The following is a 16,793-nucleotide window of genomic DNA, read 5'->3' on the forward strand; positions in this document are numbered from 1 at the left end:
AAAACCCGTTAGAATATCGCGTTGAAGTTGAAAGCCCCCGAGTCTACCGGGGTAAGGGCGACCGTTTTCACTTACGGGTCGCCCTTTGCTTTTGTGCAAACATGCCGCGAGGATGGCGAAATTGGTAGACGCACCAGGTTTAGGTCCTGACGCCAGCAATGGTGTGGGGGTTCGAGTCCCCCTCCTCGCACCAACTGTATTATATTTTTTTGGACGATTTTTACATGGCAACTGCAGTCGAAACCTTGGGCAAACTCGAACGTCGTATCACGATCTCCTTCCCGCTGACCGAAGTCCGCGCCGAAGTAGAGAAGCGCCTGAAAGTGCAAGCCAAAACGGCTAAAGCGCCAGGCTTCCGTCCGGGCAAAGTACCTATGAAAATGGTCGCAGCACAATTCGGTTATCAGATCGAAACCGAAGTGCTCAATGATAAAGTTGGCCGCGCTTTCAACGATGCCGCAAACGAAGCGCAACTGCGCGTTGCCGGCTACCCGAACATCCAGCCGAAGGAAGAGTCGCCAGCGGGCGTGCTGACCTTCGATGCAACCTTCGAAGTCTATCCAGAAGTGCAGGTCGGCGACCTGACCACCGTGGAAATCGAAACCGTCAAGGCTGAGGTCACCGACGCCGAGATCGACAAGACCATCGACATCCTGCGCAAGCAGCGCGTGCACTTCCACACCAAGGGCGAAGCTGGCGAACACGGCGACGGCGGCGAGCCAGTTGCTGCCAACGGCGACCGTGCCACTGTTGACTTCGTCGGCTCGATCGACGGCGTCGAGTTCGACGGCGGCAAAGCTGAAGACTACCCGTTCGTGCTGGGCGAAGGCCGCATGCTGCCAGAATTCGAAGCAGCCACCCTGGGCCTGAAAGTTGGCGAAGCCAAGACCTTCCCACTGGCTTTCCCAGAGGACTACCATGGTAAAGACGTGGCCGGCAAAACCGCCTCGTTCACCATCACCCTGAAAAAACTGGAATGGGCGCACCTGCCGGAAGTTGACGCAGAATTCGCCAAGTCTCTGGGCGTAGCTGACGGCGACATCGCCAAAATGCGCGAAGACATCAAGGTCAACCTGGAACGCGAAGTTGCCGGCCGTGTCAAAGCCCGCAACAAGGAAGCCGTGATGGATGCGCTGGTGAAAACCGCTACCCTCGACGTGCCACAGTCGCTGATCGCCCAGGACACCGAGCGCCTGGCTGAAATCACCCGCCAGGACATGGCGCAGCGCGGCATGAACGTCAAGGACGTGCCATTCCCACCAGAACTGTTCGCAGACAAAGCCGAGCGTCGCGTACGCCTGGGCCTGATCCTGTCGCAACTGGTTGGCGAAAACAACCTGCAAGCCCAGCCTGAGCAAGTCAAAGCGCAGATCGAAGACTTCGCCCAAAGCTACGAAGACCCGCGCGAAGTGCTGAAGTACTACTACAGCGATCGTCGTCGTCTGGCGGAAGTCGAAGCCCTTGTATTGGAAGAAAACGTCGTCAACTACGTGCTGGGCCTGTCGAAAACGTCGTCCAAGGGTATTGCCTTTGACGAACTGATGGGAAGCAACGCACAAGCGTAATCCAGCTAGGCTAGAATAGAGTGACACCCGGCGGCGCTTGCTTCGTCGTCCCTGCGCAGGCGGGGACCCAATTTTGTGGCGATACAACGAAATTGGATTCCCGCCTACGCGGGAATGACGGAGCAGCGCCGCCGTTCCTCCCTCTGGACTTAGCTGCTTCACAAGGAAAAAGAATGACTGGTTATAATGGTAACCCCGGCCGTAATCCTGCACTGGATACCCAATCCCTGGGCTTGATCCCGATGGTGGTCGAACAGAGCGGCCGTGGCGAGCGCTCGTACGACATCTACTCGCGCCTGCTCAAAGAGCGCGTGATCTTCCTGGTTGGCCCCGTCAACGACCAGATGGCCAACCTGATCGTGGCACAGCTGCTGTTCCTGGAAAGCGAAAATCCGGACAAGGACATCTCGCTGTACATCAATTCCCCTGGCGGTTCCGTTTCGGCCGGCCTGGCGATTTTCGACACCATGCAATTCATCAAGCCAGAAGTGTCGACCTTGTGCACCGGCATCGCCGCGTCCATGGGCGCGTTCCTGCTGGCCGCCGGCGCCAAGGGCAAGCGTTTCTCGCTGCCTAACTCGCGCGTGATGATTCACCAGCCGTCCGGTGGTTCGCAAGGCATGGCTTCGGATATCGAAATCCAGGCCAAGGAAATCCTGTACCTGCGCCATCGCCTGAACTCGATCATGGCTGACCGTACCGGTCAATCGATCGAGCAGGTGGCCAAAGACACCGATCGCGACCGTTTCATGTCGGCCGAAGAAGCGGTAGAGTACGGCATCATCGACCAGGTGCTGACCAACCGTGCCTGATCTGCGGGCTTGAAGTATGGGCTTTAAGCACGGGTGACCCACCCGTGCGATTGCTGACGAATTGCCATGAAACGCCCGGGCGATCAAACGTTCGGGCGTTTCGTTTTTATTTCGGGTAGCATGTGGCTTAGCGGACATTTCTGCATTCACGCTTGCATCCTGTAACTAGAGAAAACTGCCCCATGTCAGACAAAAAATCCTCCAGCGGCGAAAAATTACTGTACTGCTCGTTTTGCGGCAAGAGCCAGCACGAGGTAAAGAAATTGATCGCCGGCCCGTCGGTGTTCATCTGCGACGAGTGCATCGACCTGTGCAACGACATCATCCGCGACGAAACGTCGGCCGTGGAATCGGTGACCGGCGCCAAGTCGGACCTGCCGACGCCGAACGAAATCAAGGACTTGCTCGACCAGTACGTGATCGGCCAGCAGACCGCCAAGCGCATCCTGTCGGTGGCGGTGTACAACCACTACAAGCGCCTCAAGCACCTGGGCAAAAAAGACGATATCGAACTGGCCAAGAGCAACATCTTGCTGGTCGGTCCGACCGGTTCCGGTAAAACCCTGCTGGCGCAAACCCTGGCGCGCATGCTCAACGTGCCGTTCGTGATTGCCGATGCGACCACCCTGACCGAAGCCGGTTACGTCGGTGAAGACGTCGAGAACATCATCCAGAAGCTGCTGCAAAGCTGCAACTACGATGTCGAGAAAGCCCAGCGCGGCATCGTCTATATCGACGAGATCGACAAGATTTCGCGCAAGTCGGACAATCCTTCGATCACCCGCGACGTGTCGGGCGAGGGCGTGCAGCAGGCGCTGTTGAAACTGATCGAGGGCACCATGGCCTCGGTACCGCCACAAGGCGGGCGCAAGCATCCTAACCAGGACTTCGTGCAGATCGACACCACCAACATCATGTTCATTTGCGGCGGCGCGTTCGACGGCCTGGCCAAAGTGATCTCGAACCGCTCGGAAAAATCGGGCATCGGCTTCTCGGCCAGCGTCAAGAGCAAGAAAGAGCGCAGCAACAGCGAAGTGATGCTCGACGCGGAACCGGAAGACCTGATCAAGTTCGGCCTGATCCCGGAACTCGTTGGCCGTCTGCCGGTGGTCGCCACCCTGGCCGAGCTGACCGAAGAAGCGCTGATCCAGATCCTGGTGGAGCCGAAGAACGCGCTGGTCAAGCAGTACGCCAAGCTGCTCGACATGGAAGGCGCCGAGCTGGAAATTCGTCCGGCCGCCTTGCACGCGATCGCCAAGAAAGCCCTGGCGCGCAAGACCGGCGCCCGTGGCTTGCGTTCGATCCTGGAACACGCGCTGCTCGACACCATGTACGAGCTGCCGAATGAAACCAATGTCGTAAAAGTGGTTATTGATGAAAATACCATTACCAGCGGCGCCAAACCTTTATTAATTTACCAGGAGCAGGCAAAAGCCTCTGGTGAGAATTAATTAAGAGGTGCACACTTATCCCGGATCGATGTAAAAATCTTTTCTCATCCTCCGGGTCAGGCGGTACAATTTAAATCAAGAACAGAGCAGGCTTCCATCGAAAAGCCACGCGTGACAGCAGCTGTTGCGCGTGGCTTTTTTAATTGGATTTTCAGCGTGACTGCAATGCAAGTACCGCTGTGGGCAATATTCTTTCATCCATAGTATTATTTCTTGTAGTTCGGTCTTGTGATTGGGCGGACCATCGCCACATCATCTTTACGCTTTCACATAAGGTACGCCATGACAACTTCCAAATTAACAGAGCAAACTCAACTGCCGTTATTGCCGTTGCGGGACGTCGTCGTTTTTCCGCATATGGTGATACCGCTGTTCGTAGGACGCCCGAAATCGATCAAGGCGCTGGAAGCCGCAATGGAGCAGGGCAAGAGCATCATGCTTGCCGCGCAAAAAGCGGCCGCCAAGGATGAACCTTCCGCTTCCGATATCTATGAAATCGGCTGCGTGGCCAATATTCTGCAAATGCTCAAGCTGCCTGACGGCACCGTCAAGGTACTGGTCGAAGGCGCCCAGCGCGCACGCATCAACAAGATCACCGATACGCCAACGCACTTCGTGGCCGACCTGACGCCGCTCGACTCCGAGCTGGGCGACGATTCGGAAATCGAAGCGATGCGCCGCGCCATCGTTCAGCAGTTCGACCAGTACGTCAAACTGAACAAGAAAATTCCACCGGAGATCCTGGCCTCGCTGTCGGGCATCGACGACGCCGGCCGCCTGGCCGACACCGTTGCCGCGCACCTGCCGCTAAAGCTCGAGCAGAAGCAAGTGATACTGGAAATCTTCAGCGTCGCCAAGCGCCTCGAGCACCTGCTGGGCCAGCTCGAAGGCGAACTGGACATTCTGCAGGTTGAAAAGCGCATCCGTGGCCGCGTCAAGCGCCAAATGGAAAAATCGCAGCGCGAGTACTACCTGAACGAGCAAGTCAAAGCCATCCAGAAGGAACTGGGCGAGGGCGAAGATGGCGCCGACCTCGACGAACTCGAGAAAAAAGTCGCGCTGGCCAAGATGCCGAAAGAAGCGTTGGACAAGGCCACTGCAGAACTGAAAAAGCTCAAGCTGATGTCGCCGATGTCGGCCGAAGCGACTGTCGTGCGCAATTACATCGACACGCTGGTGAGCTTGCCATGGAAGAAAAAGTCCAAGGTCAACAACGACCTGTCGAACGCCGAAAAAGTACTCGAGGGCGAACACTATGGCCTGGACAAGGTCAAGGAACGCATCCTGGAATACCTCGCGGTGCAACAGCGCGTGGACAAACTGAAAGCACCGATCCTGTGCTTCGTTGGTCCTCCGGGCGTGGGTAAAACCTCGCTGGGCCAGTCCATCGCCCGCGCCACGAACCGCAAGTTCGTGCGCATGGCCCTGGGTGGCGTGCGCGACGAGGCCGAGATCCGTGGTCACCGTCGTACCTACATCGGCTCGATGCCGGGCAAGGTGCTGCAATCGCTGTCGAAAGTCGGCGTGCGCAACCCGTTGTTCCTGCTCGACGAGATCGACAAGATGGGCGCCGATTTCCGTGGCGATCCGTCGTCGGCCCTGCTCGAGGTGCTGGACCCTGAACAGAACCACACGTTCTCGGACCACTACATCGAAGTGGACTTCGACCTGTCGGACGTGATGTTCGTGGCAACGTCGAACTCGTACAACATTCCGCCGGCGCTGCTCGACCGCATGGAAGTGATCCGCCTGTCGGGTTACACCGAGGACGAAAAGACCAATATCGCCATGCGTTACCTGCTGCCCAAGCAGATCAAGAACAACGGCCTGAAGGAAGAAGAGATTTCGGTCTCCGAAGCGACGCTGCGCGACATCATCCGCTACTACAGCCGTGAAGCCGGGGTGCGTTCGCTGGAACGCGAAATCTCGAAGATCTGCCGCAAGGTCGTCAAGATGCTGCTGCTGAAAAGGTCCGACAAAAAAGTGCTGGTCACGCCGAAAAACCTGGACAAGTTCCTGGGCGTGCGCCGCTACGATTTTGGCGTGGCCGAGAAAGAAAACCAGATCGGCCAGGTGGTTGGACTGGCATGGACCGAAGTGGGCGGCGACTTGCTGACCATCGAAGCCGTGTCGATGCCTGGTAAAGGCGGCGTGATTCGTACCGGTACTTTGGGCGACGTGATGAAGGAGTCGATCGAAGCGGCCCGCACCGTGGTGCGTAGCCGTGCCAATCGCCTCGGGATCAAGAACGAAGTGTTCGAGAAGAGCGACATCCACATCCACGTGCCGGAAGGCGCAACGCCGAAAGACGGTCCTTCGGCCGGCGCGGCGATGACGGTGGCGATGGTGTCGGTGTTTACGGGCATTCCGGTGCGTGCCGACGTGGCCATGACGGGCGAGATCACCCTGCGCGGCGAAGTGTTGCCGATCGGTGGCCTGAAAGAAAAACTGCTGGCGGCCCAGCGCGGTGGCATCAAGACCGTGCTGATCCCCGAGCAGAACGTCAAGGACTTGGCCGACATTCCGGACAACGTCAAGAACAAGCTGGAAATCGTTCCGGTACGCTGGATCGACAAGGTGCTCGAAGTGGCCTTGGAACGCCAGCCTGAACCGTTGACGGAAACCGCGCCGGTGGAAGCGGTGGCAGCCGCTGCCGCCAAACCGGACGGCCAAACGGAAGTGGTAAAGCACTAACACTTATTCGTTTTTAGTATCACGTTTTACCAAAACAGGCGCTTTTATGGCGCCTGTTTTTTATTTTCACCTACTTTTCTACAGTGCCAACCTTGACAGGGGTACACGCTGGCTTGTTTAATACGGCCTGAGATTTTTCTCGGCCGCGAATGACTGGTTGAATTGACCAATAAATCGACGGGCTAAATGTTATAACTTATGTGACGGGGAACTGCTTTGAATAAGACTGAATTGATCGACCATATCGCCACTTCCGCTGATATCTCGAAAGCTGCTGCTGCGCGCGCGCTGGATGCCGTAATCGACGGCGTGACCACCACCCTGCAAAAGAACGACAGCGTGACCCTGGTCGGCTTCGGTACCTTCTCCGTGAGCGAACGCGCTGCCCGTACCGGCCGCAACCCGCGCACCAAGGAAGAGATCACCATCGAAGCAGCAAAAGTTCCTAAATTTAAAGCTGGCAAAGCTTTGAAAGATGCTGTAAACTAACGGACTTCGGTGGGCAGCTAAGGTTAAATTAACTGTTTGCCATAGCAAATCTGGGGCGGTTAGCTCAGTTGGTAGAGCGGAGCCCTTACAAGGCTTAGGTCGGGAGTTCGAGCCTCTCACCGCCCACCAGGGTTTGCAAAATGTAGTGCCTTGTAGTACAATGTTGCACCTAGTAAGTTTGCTGGAGCGGTAGTTCAGTTGGTTAGAATACCGGCCTGTCACGCCGGGGGTCGCGGGTTCGAGTCCCGTCCGCTCCGCCAAGAACAAGATACCCCGCAGCTAGTAATAGCTGCGGGGTTTTTCTTTTGTGCTCAATTAATCGGCGAGTTGAATACCGAGTTTATAACGTTATCGCTTAATCCGTCATCGTCGCGCACGCGGGGATCCATGGGCCGCTTGATTAGCACGCTCAGCATGGATTGCCGCTTTTGCGGGAATGACGGTTTTGAGGCAAGCGGCCCAATCCAGCCCATAGCAAGCTGCCATGATTACCCTTGCTATAGAGGTGTGTGCGCTGTAAAATCCCGTGGAGTTGGCGGACGCGAGTTCGCCATTTTTGTATGTGCAAGTCCCTATCAATCGGAATTGGCTGACCATGTTTGAATTTATTCGTAATCATCAACGTTTGATGCAGATTCTCCTGGCGATCATCATCGTCCCGTCGTTTGCCTTAGTCGGTCTCGAAAGCTACAAAGGTTTTGGCGACGATGCGACCACCATCGCCAAGGTCGGCGGTCAACCGCTGACCCAGCAAGAATTTGACAATGCCCTGCGTAACCAGCTCGACAGCTATCGCCAGCGCATGGGTGCGCAGTTCGACCAGAAAATGTTCGACACGCCCGAGTTCAAGCAAAACATCCTCGACCAACTGATCGCCGAGCGCGCCATTGGCGCCGAAGTCATCCGTTCCAACCTGACCATCAGCGACCCGCAATTGCAGCGCGCGATCATGGACCTGTTCGGCGGCGCCGCCAACTTCGACATGGAGCGCTACAAGGCCATCCTGGCGTCGCAAGGTCTCACGCCAGCCATGAACGATGCGCGCATGCGCCGCGACATGGCGCTGCAGCAGCTGGGCGGCGCCGTGCAGAATACCGGTTTTGCGCCGCGCACGGTCGCCACCACGCTGTCGAACATCGGTTCGCAAGAGCGTGAAGTGCAGGAACTGATGCTGCCGATCACCGATTTCGTGCCGCAGGTCAAAGTGACCGATGCCATGGTCAAGGCCTTCTACGACAAGAACAGCAAGTTCTTCGAAATTCCCGAGCAGGCCAAGATCGAATACGTGGTGCTCAACAACGAAGCCGTGCTGAGCCAGGTAAAAGTCACCGATGCCGACATCGCCAAGTATTACGAAGCCAACCCGGCCGCGTTCACCACGCCGGAAACCCGCCGTGCCGCCCACATCCTGGTCGCACTGAAAAAAGGCGCCAGCGCTGCCGACGTCGCAGCCGCCAAGGCCAAGGCCGTAGCGATTGCCGCCGAAGTGCGCAAAGCGCCAGCCGATTTCGCCAAGATCGCCAAAGCCAAGTCCGAAGATCCATCGTCGGAAGAGGGCGGCGACCTGGGCCTGGTGACCAAGGGCAGCCTGCCGGCGCCAGCGCTCGAAGCGGTGGTCATGAAGCTCAAGCAGGGCGAGATCAGCGATCCGGTGCAGTCGGACTACGGTTTCCATGTGCTGACCGTGACGGAACTGAAACCTGCGGTGGTCAAGCCGCTGGACTCGGTCAAGACCGAAGTGGCCGAAGCACTGAAAACCGCGCAAGCGTCGAAAAAATACTCGGAAATGGCCGAAGCGTTCACCAACACCGTGTATGAGCAGTCAGACAGCCTGAAGCCGGCCGCCGACAAGCTGGGTCTGAAGATCGAGACTGCCAGCAACATCTCGCGCACGCCGTCGCCGCAAGCCGGTCCTGCGCCGTACAACAACGCCAAGTTCCTCACCGCGTTGTTCTCGAATGACTCGATCACCAAGAAGACCAACACCGAAGCGATCGAAGTGGCGCCAAGCACCCTGGTAGCCGGCCGTATCGTCGAGTTCAAGCCTGCGACCAAGCGTCCGCTGGCCGAAGTGGACGCGGCGATCCGCCAGCGCGTGACCATGGAAGAAGCATCGAAGCTGGCGATGAAAGCCGGCGCCGAGAAACTCGCTGCTGCCAGAAAAGCTGGCGACGCCACCGGTTTCGGCCCTGCCAAGCTGGTCTCGCGCAGCAAGCCGGAAGGCCTGAATGGCGTAGCCTTGCAAGACGTGATGAAAGCCGACACCAGCAAGCTGCCAGCCTACGTGGGCGTGGAGTTGCCAGGCATGGGTTATGGCGTGTATCGCATTGGCAAGGTGCAACAGCCTGCCGAGCAGGACGCCGAGCGTCGCAAGCAGGAAGCCGAGCAGATCGGTACCATCCTGGCCCAGCAAGAGATGTACGAATACATCGAACTGCTCAAGCAGCGCGCCAAGGTCAAGATCCTGAAACCGATCACCACCACGACGGTGACCGAAGTTAAAGAGTAATACGTTAGAAACGAAAAAGCCGCGTTCGATACGCGGCTTTTTTTTGCACGTATTAAACCCGCAGAGCCATCCGGGGTCGGACCCGGTACCGGGTCCGACCCCACGTGGTAGCGGTGATTTATCGCAGCGTGGGGGAGGGGATGAGCTAGCGCACCGAAGCCATCAGCCAGCGCGCGCCAGCGAGGAAATCGTCCGCGCCGATGTCGCCAAGCTCGAGCGGCATTGCCTGCCCATACCGCACGAAATTGCGGTCGATCGAGCGCAGGTAAGCGGGGTCATAGTGTTCGGCCAACAGTTCATCGACCAGCTGCGGCATCGCGCCGCTCTCGCTCATCGCTTGCCAGCGGCGAATCTTTTCCTTGCCGTGCAGCGCTGCCAGGTGCTCGAGTTGGGCGTTCAGGGTGGCCGGGCTGACCAGGAAATGCGCGTAGTCTTCCATCAGCAGCCGCACGCGGTCGGCGCGGCTTAATGTGAGCGCGATGCAGTCGGCGCTGCGCATGGTGTCCATCAGGGCGGCCGGCACGCGCAGGTTGCCGACCTTTTTGCTTTCCGATTCCACGAACACCGGCAGCGCCGGGTCGCAGTGGCGCAGGCAGTCCCAGATACGTGTCTCGAACGCTTTCTGGCTCGGCTGCGGCTGGCTGGGCAGGTTGCCCAGCACCGAGCCGCGATGCGCGGCCAGCTGTTCCAGGTCCAGTACCTGCGCACCTTGTGCGGCCAGGACCTCCAGCAAGCGGCTCTTGCCGCTGCCGGTAGTGCCGCAGATCACCTTGAAGCGCAGCGGCGGCGCTATCTCGAGGTCGGCGTTCACTTCGGCACGGAAGGCCTTGTAGCCGCCGTCCAGCTGCACCACCGGCCAGCCTACCTTGGACAGGATGTGGGCCATCGAGCCGCTGCGGTTGCCGCCGCGCCAGCAATAGACCAGCGGCCGCCATTCGCGCGGCTGGTCCAGCCACAGTTGTTCGATATGGCTGGCAATGTTCTTTGCCACCAGCACCGCGCCCAGCTTCTTGGCTTCGAACGAGCCGATCTGCTTGTACATGGTGCCGATGCGGATGCGCTGCTCATCGTCGAGCACCGGCGCATTGATGGCGCCGGGCAGGTGGTCCTGCGCGTATTCGCCCGGACTGCGGGCGTCGATGATGGCGTCGAAGCTGGCGAGCTGGGGCAGGACATCGGCGATGCCGAGTACTTCTGGATATTTCATTTTGCCTTGATCGATTTTTCCAGCACGGGCCAGATATTGTTGAGGATGGTGGGGTGCGCCGCCGCCAGCGGATGCAGGCGGTCGGGCTGGAACAATTCGGTTTTCTCGGCCACGCCTTCGAGCATGAATGGCACCAGCGGCGCCTTCAGCTCGCGGCTCAGGATGCCGTACATGGCATAGAATTTTTCCGAATAATCGCGGCCATAGTTGGGCGGGATGCGGATGCCGACCAGCATCACCTTGGCGCCGGCCTGGCCGGCTGCCTCGGCCATGGCCTTGAGGTTCGCCTGCGCCGCCGCCACCGGCAAACCGCGCAGGCCGTCGTTGGCGCCCAGCTCGATCACGACCAGCCCCGGCTTGTGTTTGGTCAGCAGCGCGGGCAGGCGTGAGCGGCCGCCGCTGGTGGTCTCGCCGCTGACGCTGGCGTTGACGATCTCGGCATCGAGCTTCTGCGCCTTGACTTTCTTTTCTGCCAACGCCACCCAGCCGGTACCCCGGGCCAGGCCGTATTCCGCAGAGAGGCTGTCGCCCAGCACGAGGACTGTTTTTGGTGCAGAATAAGCGCTCGCCGATGCAGCTGCCATCAGCAGGGCGGCTGCTGCGTGTACACTGAGCTTCTTTGCAAACTTCATTACCATATTGCGCATGCCTGATTTCCCTAAAGCGTCTTCCAATTTCGTGCCGGATGGTCCCGGATTCAATGCAGCCCAAGCCGCCACCAGCGTGACGGCCAACCAGGCCGCCATCGTCGTCAGCGGCCTCGCCAAGCGGGTGGCCGATGCCAGTGGCGAACTGACGATCCTGCATGAGGTGGATTTTACCGTGCAACGGGCGGAGACGCTTGCCATCGTGGGCGCCTCCGGTTCCGGCAAGTCCACTTTGCTGGGACTGCTGGCCGGACTCGATACCCCCAGCGCCGGCAAGGTCATCCTCGACGGCGTCGATATCTACGCGCTCGATGAAGACGGCCGCGCCGCGCTGCGCAAGGAAAAGCTCGGTTTCGTGTTCCAGTCGTTCCAGTTGCTGGCGCACCTGACTGCCGTGGAAAACGTCATGTTGCCGCTCGAACTGGCCGGCGTGGCCGGTGCGCGCGAAAAAGCCGCAGCCATGCTCGATCGCGTGGGCCTGTCATCGAGGCTCAAGCATTACCCCAAGTACCTGTCCGGTGGCGAACAGCAGCGCGTGGCGCTGGCCCGCGCTTTCGTCAGCGAGCCGCCGCTGCTGTTTGCCGACGAACCGACCGGCAGCCTTGATGCCGCCACCGGCGAAGCGGTGATCCAGCTGATGTTCGAACTGAACCGCCAGCACGGTTCCACCCTGGTGCTGGTCACCCACGATCAGTCGATGGCCGCGCGTTGCGGCCGCACGATCACGATTGCCGCCGGGCGGCTGGTCTGAGCAGGGGAGTCCATATGTCGATCGCATCCGTTAAAAAATCCGCGCGCAGTTTCGGCGTTTGCTCCTGGCTGGCAGTGACCATGGCGGGCGCGTATGCGCAGGCGCCGGCCCTGCGTTCCCCGGCCGCGCCGGCCGCAGCGCCCACCATGTCCGCCGAGCAGTGGCGGCAGGCTGCCGTTGCCGATGTCGAAGCGGCCTACCTGGTCACGCTGGACGATCACCCGGGCACGGTCGATCCCGCCAACCCCGACTTTGCCGGCAACCTTGAAAAAGCGCGCGAAGGCGCCCAGTTGCTGGCTTCGAAAGTGCGCGACGGCGCCGGTTATGCGGCAGCGTTGCAGCACTTTAACGCCCTGCTTGGCGATGGCCGTGCCGGCGTGGTGCTCAAGGACATGCCGCCAGCGCCGCCGCGCTGGCCCGGCTTTATTACTGCGTGGCGTGGCGACAATATGTTCGTGGCCGCCACCACCCCCGGCGGCCCGGCCGTGGGCGCGCGCATTGCCGACTGCGATGGCAAACCGATTGCGCAACTGGTGGAGACCAATGTGTTCGGCTTCGGCCAGCGCAGCGGCGGCACCGGCCCATGGTGGTCGTTTGCCCCCGACGTATTCATCGACCAGGGCAATCCATTCATCACCTTGCCGGTGCAGTGCATCTTCATCGACGAGGGGCGCGAGTCGCGCCTCACGCTCAGCTGGCGCCCGATGGACGAGGCGGCTCAGCGCCTGCGCGACGACAGTTTCAACGGCGTCACCCAACCGCCCGGCGTGAGCACGCCGCGCTACGGCCTGCACTGGTTCGCGCTGCCCACGTTCCAGCCCAACGACACCGAGCGCGCAGCCTACGTCGCCATGCTGGCCGAGGTGCAGGCCAATCGCCAGCGTTACCTCGACGCCAACGCCGTGGTGATCGACCTGCGCGGCAACCAGGGTGGCGACGCGGTCTGGGCCATGAACCTGGCGCGCGCGCTGTGGGGCGAGTCGCGCGTCAACCGCCGCCTCAAGGTGGCGCAGGCGCGGCAGGCGGTGATGTGGCGTGCGTCGTTCGGCAATATCGCCTACACCTCGTTCGAGTCGGCGCAGTTGACAGACAAGGAGCGCAGCGCGCTTGGTTACGATCCGGCCGCAATTGCGCAAGGCATGCTGGCGGCGCAGTCGCGCGATGAAAAATTCTATCCCGATCCGGCGCGCCGGGCCCCGGTGAGTGACAGCGACCGCGCCGAAAACCTGCCCGGCGATCCGGCGCCGTTTACCAAGCCGGTGTACGTGGTGGTGCCGGGCCAGTGCACCGGCGCCTGCCTCGAAGCGCTCGACGTGTTCTCGCTGTTTTCCAATACCAGGTTGATCGGGGCGCCCAGCGCGGCCGATTCGTCGTACACCGGCATCCGTCTCGAGCCGCTCAAGTCGGGCCTGGCGTCGGTGATCGTGCCGTCCAAGGTGGTGGTCAACCGGCCGCGCAGCGCCGCCACGTTCTACACGCCGGCCATCGTGGTCAATGACCTCGAATGGTCGCAGCGCGCCTTCCTGAAAGCCATCGAAGCCGACCTGGTGCGCCGTTGAACGATGCGCGCCACCCGTGGCGCGTTTTTTTGATCTTTTTGCGCCTGGGGCTGACGTCGTTCGGCGGCCCCATCGCCCACCTTGGCTATTTTCGCGATGAATTCGTCACCCGGCGGCGCTGGCTGACCGAAGCTGGCTATGCCGACCTGGTGGCGCTGTGCCAGTTCCTGCCCGGTCCCGCCAGCAGCCAGGTGGGCATGGCGCTGGGCTTGTCGCGCGCCGGCTACGCTGGCGCGTTGGCGGCCTGGGCCGGCTTTACGCTGCCCTCGGCCATCCTCCTGATCGTGTTTGCGCTGGGCCTGGCCAGCCATGGCGACCTGTTTCCGGCAGGCGCGGTGCATGGCCTGAAAGTGGTGGCGGTGGCCGTGGTGGCGCAAGCGGTGTGGGGCATGGGGCGCAAGCTGTGCACCGACCTGCCGCGCGTGCTGCTGATGGTCGCTGCTGCCGGTGGCGTGCTGCTGGGGCCTTCGGCGTGGGCGCAGGTGGGCGTGATCGCTGCGGCGGGCGTGATCGGGCTGCTGCTGTTGCGGCCAGGCGCGGTCGCTGCTGTCGACATTCTCCCGGTCACGATCAGCCGCCGCGCCGGCGCCTGCTGGCTGGCGCTGTTCTTTGCGCTGTTAATCGGCTTGCCGGTGGCGGTGCACTGGCTGCCGGGCCAGCCGTTGGCGATGGTCGATGCCTTCTACCGCAGCGGTGCGCTGGTGTTCGGCGGCGGCCACGTGGTATTGCCGCTGTTGCAAGCGGAGGTGGTGCCGAGCGGCTGGGTGGGCAACCAGGCTTTCCTGGCCGGCTACGGCGCAGCGCAGGCGGTGCCGGGACCGCTGTTCACGTTTGCCGCGTTTCTGGGCGCGTCGATGACGGTGGCGCCGTCCGGTTGGCTGGGCGGCGCGATCTGCCTGCTGGCGATTTTTTTGCCCTCGTTCCTGCTGCTGGCCGGCGCCTTGCCGTTCTGGCAGTCGCTGAGGAAAAACCGCCGCGCCCAGGCTGCGCTGGCTGGCATGAACGCGGCCGTTGTCGGGGTGCTTCTGGCCGCGCTGTACCACCCGGTGTGGACCAGCGCCATACTCGGCTGGCGCGACCTGGCACTGGCCTTGGCCGCACTGGCCGCTTTAACCTGGTGGAAGCTGCAGCCGTGGGTGGTGGTGCTTGCTTGCGCCCTGGTCGGCTGGCTGGGTCTCGCACCGGGTTAAACGAGTGCCGCCAAATTAAGCGTTTTAACCGCAACCGATGAGTCGTCATTCCCGCGCAGGCGGGAATCCATAGAGCGCGTGATCATATGCTCGGCATGTATTATCGCCTGCGCGCCGATGCAGAATGACTGTTCCTAATTGACGGCATTGGGGGCAGACCTCAGCGGTGCGGCATCCGTTCAGGCAGAGGGCCTCAGGGCGTCTGTTATCGGACCAGGTTCAGTCGCGCCAGCCGGTTGATGCCAGCGCGGATCGCCGGTATCAGCTCGCCGGCAGTCATGCCGATCGGTCCGACGCCACTGGCCGCCAATTCGTCCGCTGCCGCGCCGTGCAGCCACACAGCCGCCAGCGCTGCCGGCCACGGCGGACAGCCCTGCGCCAGCAGGGCGGCGCACAGGCCCGACAACACGTCGCCGGTGCCGGCCGTTGCCAGCGCCGGGTTGCCGGTGGGGTTGATCACGCAGTCGCCACCGGGCGCGGCGATGACGGTGCCCGAACCTTTCAATACCACCACTGCCTGCAAGCGCGCGGCCAGGGTGCGCGCTGCCGCCACCCGGTCGGCCTGCACGGCGGCGACGCTTAAACCCAGCAACCGCGCCGCTTCCAGTGGATGGGGCGTCAGCACGGCGGTTGCGCTAGCGTCCAGCAACCGCGCCGCTTGCAGCGCGTGCTGCGTCGGCTCGGCGGTTGCGCCACGGCTGGCCAGCGCGCGTTGCAAGGCCGGGGTGTGCGCCAGCAGGTTGAGGGCGTCGGCATCGACCAGCAGGGGGCCCTGGCTGGCGATGGCGCGCGCCAGCAAATCGGCGGCCGTGGCCGAGTCGCCGAGGCCGGGGCCGATGGCCAGCGTGGCTTGCCCGAAGTCGTAGCCTTCGGCCAGGCGGCACATCAGTTCGGGCTGGCCGCTGTCGGCTGGCAGCGGATCTTCGGGAAACAGCACGTACACGCGGCCGGCGCCGGCATGCAGCGCGGCGCGCGCAGACAGGATCGGCGCGCCGCGCATGCCGGTGGCGCCGCCAATCACGGCGACGTTGCCGTAAGTGCCCTTGTGGCCGCTGTGGCGTCGTGCGTGTAAATGGCGGGCGAATAATTCCAGGCGGTTCAACTGCAGCTCAGCGGTCGGCAACAGCGCCGGGTCGATGTCCAGGTGCGCCACCTCGACGATGCCGGCATGGTCGCGGCCCTCGTTGGTATGCAGGCCCGGCTTGTCGCCGATGAACGTGATGGTGTGGCTGGCGCGCAGCGCGATGCCGTCCGGGCCGACGATGGCGCCGGTGTCCGCATCGAGGCCGCTGGGCACGTCCAGCGCCAGGACCGGGCAGGGCAGCTGGTTGACGGCCTCCACCAGCGCGCGCAGTGCACCGCCGATGGGCCGCGCCAGGCCGATGCCGAACAGGCCATCGATCACCAGTTGCCAGTCGCCCGTCTGCACGGCAGGCGCCGACAGCTCTTCAAAGCGCGCGCTGCTGTCGGCGGCCCGCCGCCATGCTGCTGCCCGTTCCGGCGACTGCGCATTACCGGGCCGGCTGTGCAGCACTGTCACCGAAATCCCGGCGTCGGCCAGGTGCGCCGCCGCTTCCAGCGCGTCGCCGCCATTGTTGCCGGGGCCCGCCAGCACCAGCACCCGCACCTGTAACCGCTGCAGCGCCGGCGCCCGGTCAGGAAAGGTATCCGCCGGGCCTGGATGAGGCGCTGCGGATGACAGCAGGCGTTGCGCAGCAGCGGCCGCAGCCCGCCCCGCGCGCCGCATCAACTCACCCTCTGGCAGCTCTGCTGCGGCTGCGTGTTCGATGGCGCGGATGTCGGCGCTGCGGTAAAGTGGCTTCATGCCGCCATCTTAACATTGGCGCTCGTGCCAGCCGTGTTGCCAGCCGTGTTGAGTGGCGGACGCCACACGCACTACAATAGCCGCTTCACCGAAA

12 protein-coding genes and 3 tRNA genes are annotated in these 16,793 nt (G+C 61.7%); 12 read left to right on the forward strand and 3 right to left on the reverse strand.

Annotation, left to right across the window (positions count from 1 at the left end):
* Nucleotides 1-106 precede the first annotated feature (106 nt).
* The 9 genes from DUPY_RS10260 (at nucleotide 107) to DUPY_RS10300 (ending at nucleotide 9,520) form a co-directional block, all read left to right on the forward strand.
* A tRNA-Leu gene (locus DUPY_RS10260) sits at nucleotides 107-193 on the forward strand.
* Between the two features lie 31 nt (nucleotides 194-224).
* On the forward strand, nucleotides 225-1,565 hold the full coding sequence (tig, locus tag DUPY_RS10265; RefSeq protein ID WP_070247792.1) for a trigger factor: 1,341 nt from the start codon (nucleotides 225-227) through the stop codon (nucleotides 1,563-1,565).
* 173 nt (nucleotides 1,566-1,738) lie between these two features.
* Nucleotides 1,739-2,377 carry an ATP-dependent Clp endopeptidase proteolytic subunit ClpP gene (gene clpP, locus DUPY_RS10270; protein ID WP_070247733.1) on the forward strand — a complete coding sequence of 213 codons (639 nt, stop codon included), beginning with the start codon at nucleotides 1,739-1,741 and terminating at the stop codon, nucleotides 2,375-2,377.
* Nucleotides 2,378-2,559: 182 nt separating this feature from the next.
* Nucleotides 2,560-3,828: an ATP-dependent Clp protease ATP-binding subunit ClpX gene (gene clpX, locus DUPY_RS10275; protein ID WP_070247734.1), complete on the forward strand. Its 1,269-nt coding sequence runs from the start codon at nucleotides 2,560-2,562 to the stop codon at nucleotides 3,826-3,828.
* A gap of 282 nt (nucleotides 3,829-4,110) precedes the next feature.
* Nucleotides 4,111-6,522, forward strand: coding sequence for an endopeptidase La (gene lon, locus DUPY_RS10280; RefSeq protein ID WP_070247735.1), 2,412 nt, complete (start codon nucleotides 4,111-4,113; stop codon nucleotides 6,520-6,522).
* Between the two features lie 216 nt (nucleotides 6,523-6,738).
* Nucleotides 6,739-7,011, forward strand: a complete 273-nt coding sequence (gene hbs / locus DUPY_RS10285) for a non-specific DNA-binding protein Hbs (protein WP_019921008.1) — start codon at nucleotides 6,739-6,741, stop codon at nucleotides 7,009-7,011.
* A 53-nt stretch (nucleotides 7,012-7,064) separates the two neighbouring features.
* Nucleotides 7,065-7,140 (forward strand) — tRNA-Val (locus DUPY_RS10290).
* A gap of 54 nt (nucleotides 7,141-7,194) precedes the next feature.
* Nucleotides 7,195-7,271 (forward strand) — tRNA-Asp (locus DUPY_RS10295).
* A 335-nt stretch (nucleotides 7,272-7,606) separates the two neighbouring features.
* Nucleotides 7,607-9,520, forward strand: a complete 1,914-nt coding sequence (locus DUPY_RS10300; RefSeq protein WP_071651615.1) for a SurA N-terminal domain-containing protein — start codon at nucleotides 7,607-7,609, stop codon at nucleotides 9,518-9,520.
* 145 nt (nucleotides 9,521-9,665) lie between these two features.
* Here the strand turns inward: DUPY_RS10300 and mnmH are convergent, their stop codons facing one another.
* The gene (gene mnmH / locus DUPY_RS10305; RefSeq protein ID WP_070247737.1) at nucleotides 9,666-10,727 is read right to left on the reverse strand and encodes a tRNA 2-selenouridine(34) synthase MnmH; all 1,062 of its coding nucleotides are present in this window, start codon (nucleotides 10,725-10,727) and stop codon (nucleotides 9,666-9,668) included.
* Nucleotides 10,724-11,374, reverse strand: a complete 651-nt coding sequence (locus tag DUPY_RS10310) for an arylesterase (RefSeq protein WP_070247738.1) — start codon at nucleotides 11,372-11,374, stop codon at nucleotides 10,724-10,726. The genes mnmH and DUPY_RS10310 overlap by 4 nt, the downstream gene beginning before the upstream one ends.
* A gap of 31 nt (nucleotides 11,375-11,405) precedes the next feature.
* On the opposite strand from DUPY_RS10310, the gene DUPY_RS10315 reads away from it, so the two are divergent.
* From DUPY_RS10315 to chrA, 3 genes are read left to right on the forward strand one after another with little or no spacing between them, the layout of a single operon-like run.
* On the forward strand, nucleotides 11,406-12,125 hold the full coding sequence (locus DUPY_RS10315; RefSeq protein ID WP_070247794.1) for an ABC transporter ATP-binding protein: 720 nt from the start codon (nucleotides 11,406-11,408) through the stop codon (nucleotides 12,123-12,125).
* 14 nt (nucleotides 12,126-12,139) lie between these two features.
* Entirely contained in the window at nucleotides 12,140-13,684 is a 1,545-nt protein-coding gene (locus tag DUPY_RS10320) for a S41 family peptidase (protein WP_070247739.1), read from the forward strand.
* Complete coding sequence (chrA, locus tag DUPY_RS10325) at nucleotides 13,630-14,874, forward strand: chromate efflux transporter (RefSeq protein ID WP_070247740.1); 1,245 nt, start codon at nucleotides 13,630-13,632, stop codon at nucleotides 14,872-14,874. The genes DUPY_RS10320 and chrA overlap by 55 nt, the downstream gene beginning before the upstream one ends.
* 205 nt (nucleotides 14,875-15,079) lie before the next feature.
* On the opposite strand, the gene DUPY_RS10330 is transcribed toward chrA, so the two are convergent.
* Nucleotides 15,080-16,699, reverse strand: a complete 1,620-nt coding sequence (locus DUPY_RS10330) for a bifunctional ADP-dependent NAD(P)H-hydrate dehydratase/NAD(P)H-hydrate epimerase (RefSeq protein WP_070247741.1) — start codon at nucleotides 16,697-16,699, stop codon at nucleotides 15,080-15,082.
* Nucleotides 16,700-16,793: the final 94 nt, after the last annotated feature.

Origin of the sequence: Duganella phyllosphaerae (genome assembly GCF_001758785.1) — a bacterium.
In the GTDB taxonomy this organism is placed as follows: domain Bacteria; phylum Pseudomonadota; class Gammaproteobacteria; order Burkholderiales; family Burkholderiaceae_D; genus Rugamonas; species Rugamonas phyllosphaerae.

What these genes read in the sequence shown, in the direction of transcription:
- tig (WP_070247792.1), top strand. Translation starts at nt 225, where the DNA reads ATGGCAACTGCAGTCGAAACCTTGGGCAAACTCGAACGTCGTATCACG.
- clpP (WP_070247733.1), top strand. Translation starts at nt 1,739, where the DNA reads ATGACTGGTTATAATGGTAACCCCGGCCGTAATCCTGCACTGGATACC.
- clpX (WP_070247734.1), top strand. Translation starts at nt 2,560, where the DNA reads ATGTCAGACAAAAAATCCTCCAGCGGCGAAAAATTACTGTACTGCTCG.
- lon (WP_070247735.1), top strand. Translation starts at nt 4,111, where the DNA reads ATGACAACTTCCAAATTAACAGAGCAAACTCAACTGCCGTTATTGCCG.
- DUPY_RS10300 (WP_071651615.1), top strand. Translation starts at nt 7,607, where the DNA reads ATGTTTGAATTTATTCGTAATCATCAACGTTTGATGCAGATTCTCCTG.
- mnmH (WP_070247737.1), bottom strand. Translation starts at nt 10,727, where the DNA reads ATGAAATATCCAGAAGTACTCGGCATCGCCGATGTCCTGCCCCAGCTC.
- DUPY_RS10310 (WP_070247738.1), bottom strand. Translation starts at nt 11,374, where the DNA reads ATGCGCAATATGGTAATGAAGTTTGCAAAGAAGCTCAGTGTACACGCA.
- DUPY_RS10320 (WP_070247739.1), top strand. Translation starts at nt 12,140, where the DNA reads ATGTCGATCGCATCCGTTAAAAAATCCGCGCGCAGTTTCGGCGTTTGC.
- chrA (WP_070247740.1), top strand. Translation starts at nt 13,630, where the DNA reads ATGGTCGCAGCGCGCCTTCCTGAAAGCCATCGAAGCCGACCTGGTGCG.
- DUPY_RS10330 (WP_070247741.1), bottom strand. Translation starts at nt 16,699, where the DNA reads ATGAAGCCACTTTACCGCAGCGCCGACATCCGCGCCATCGAACACGCA.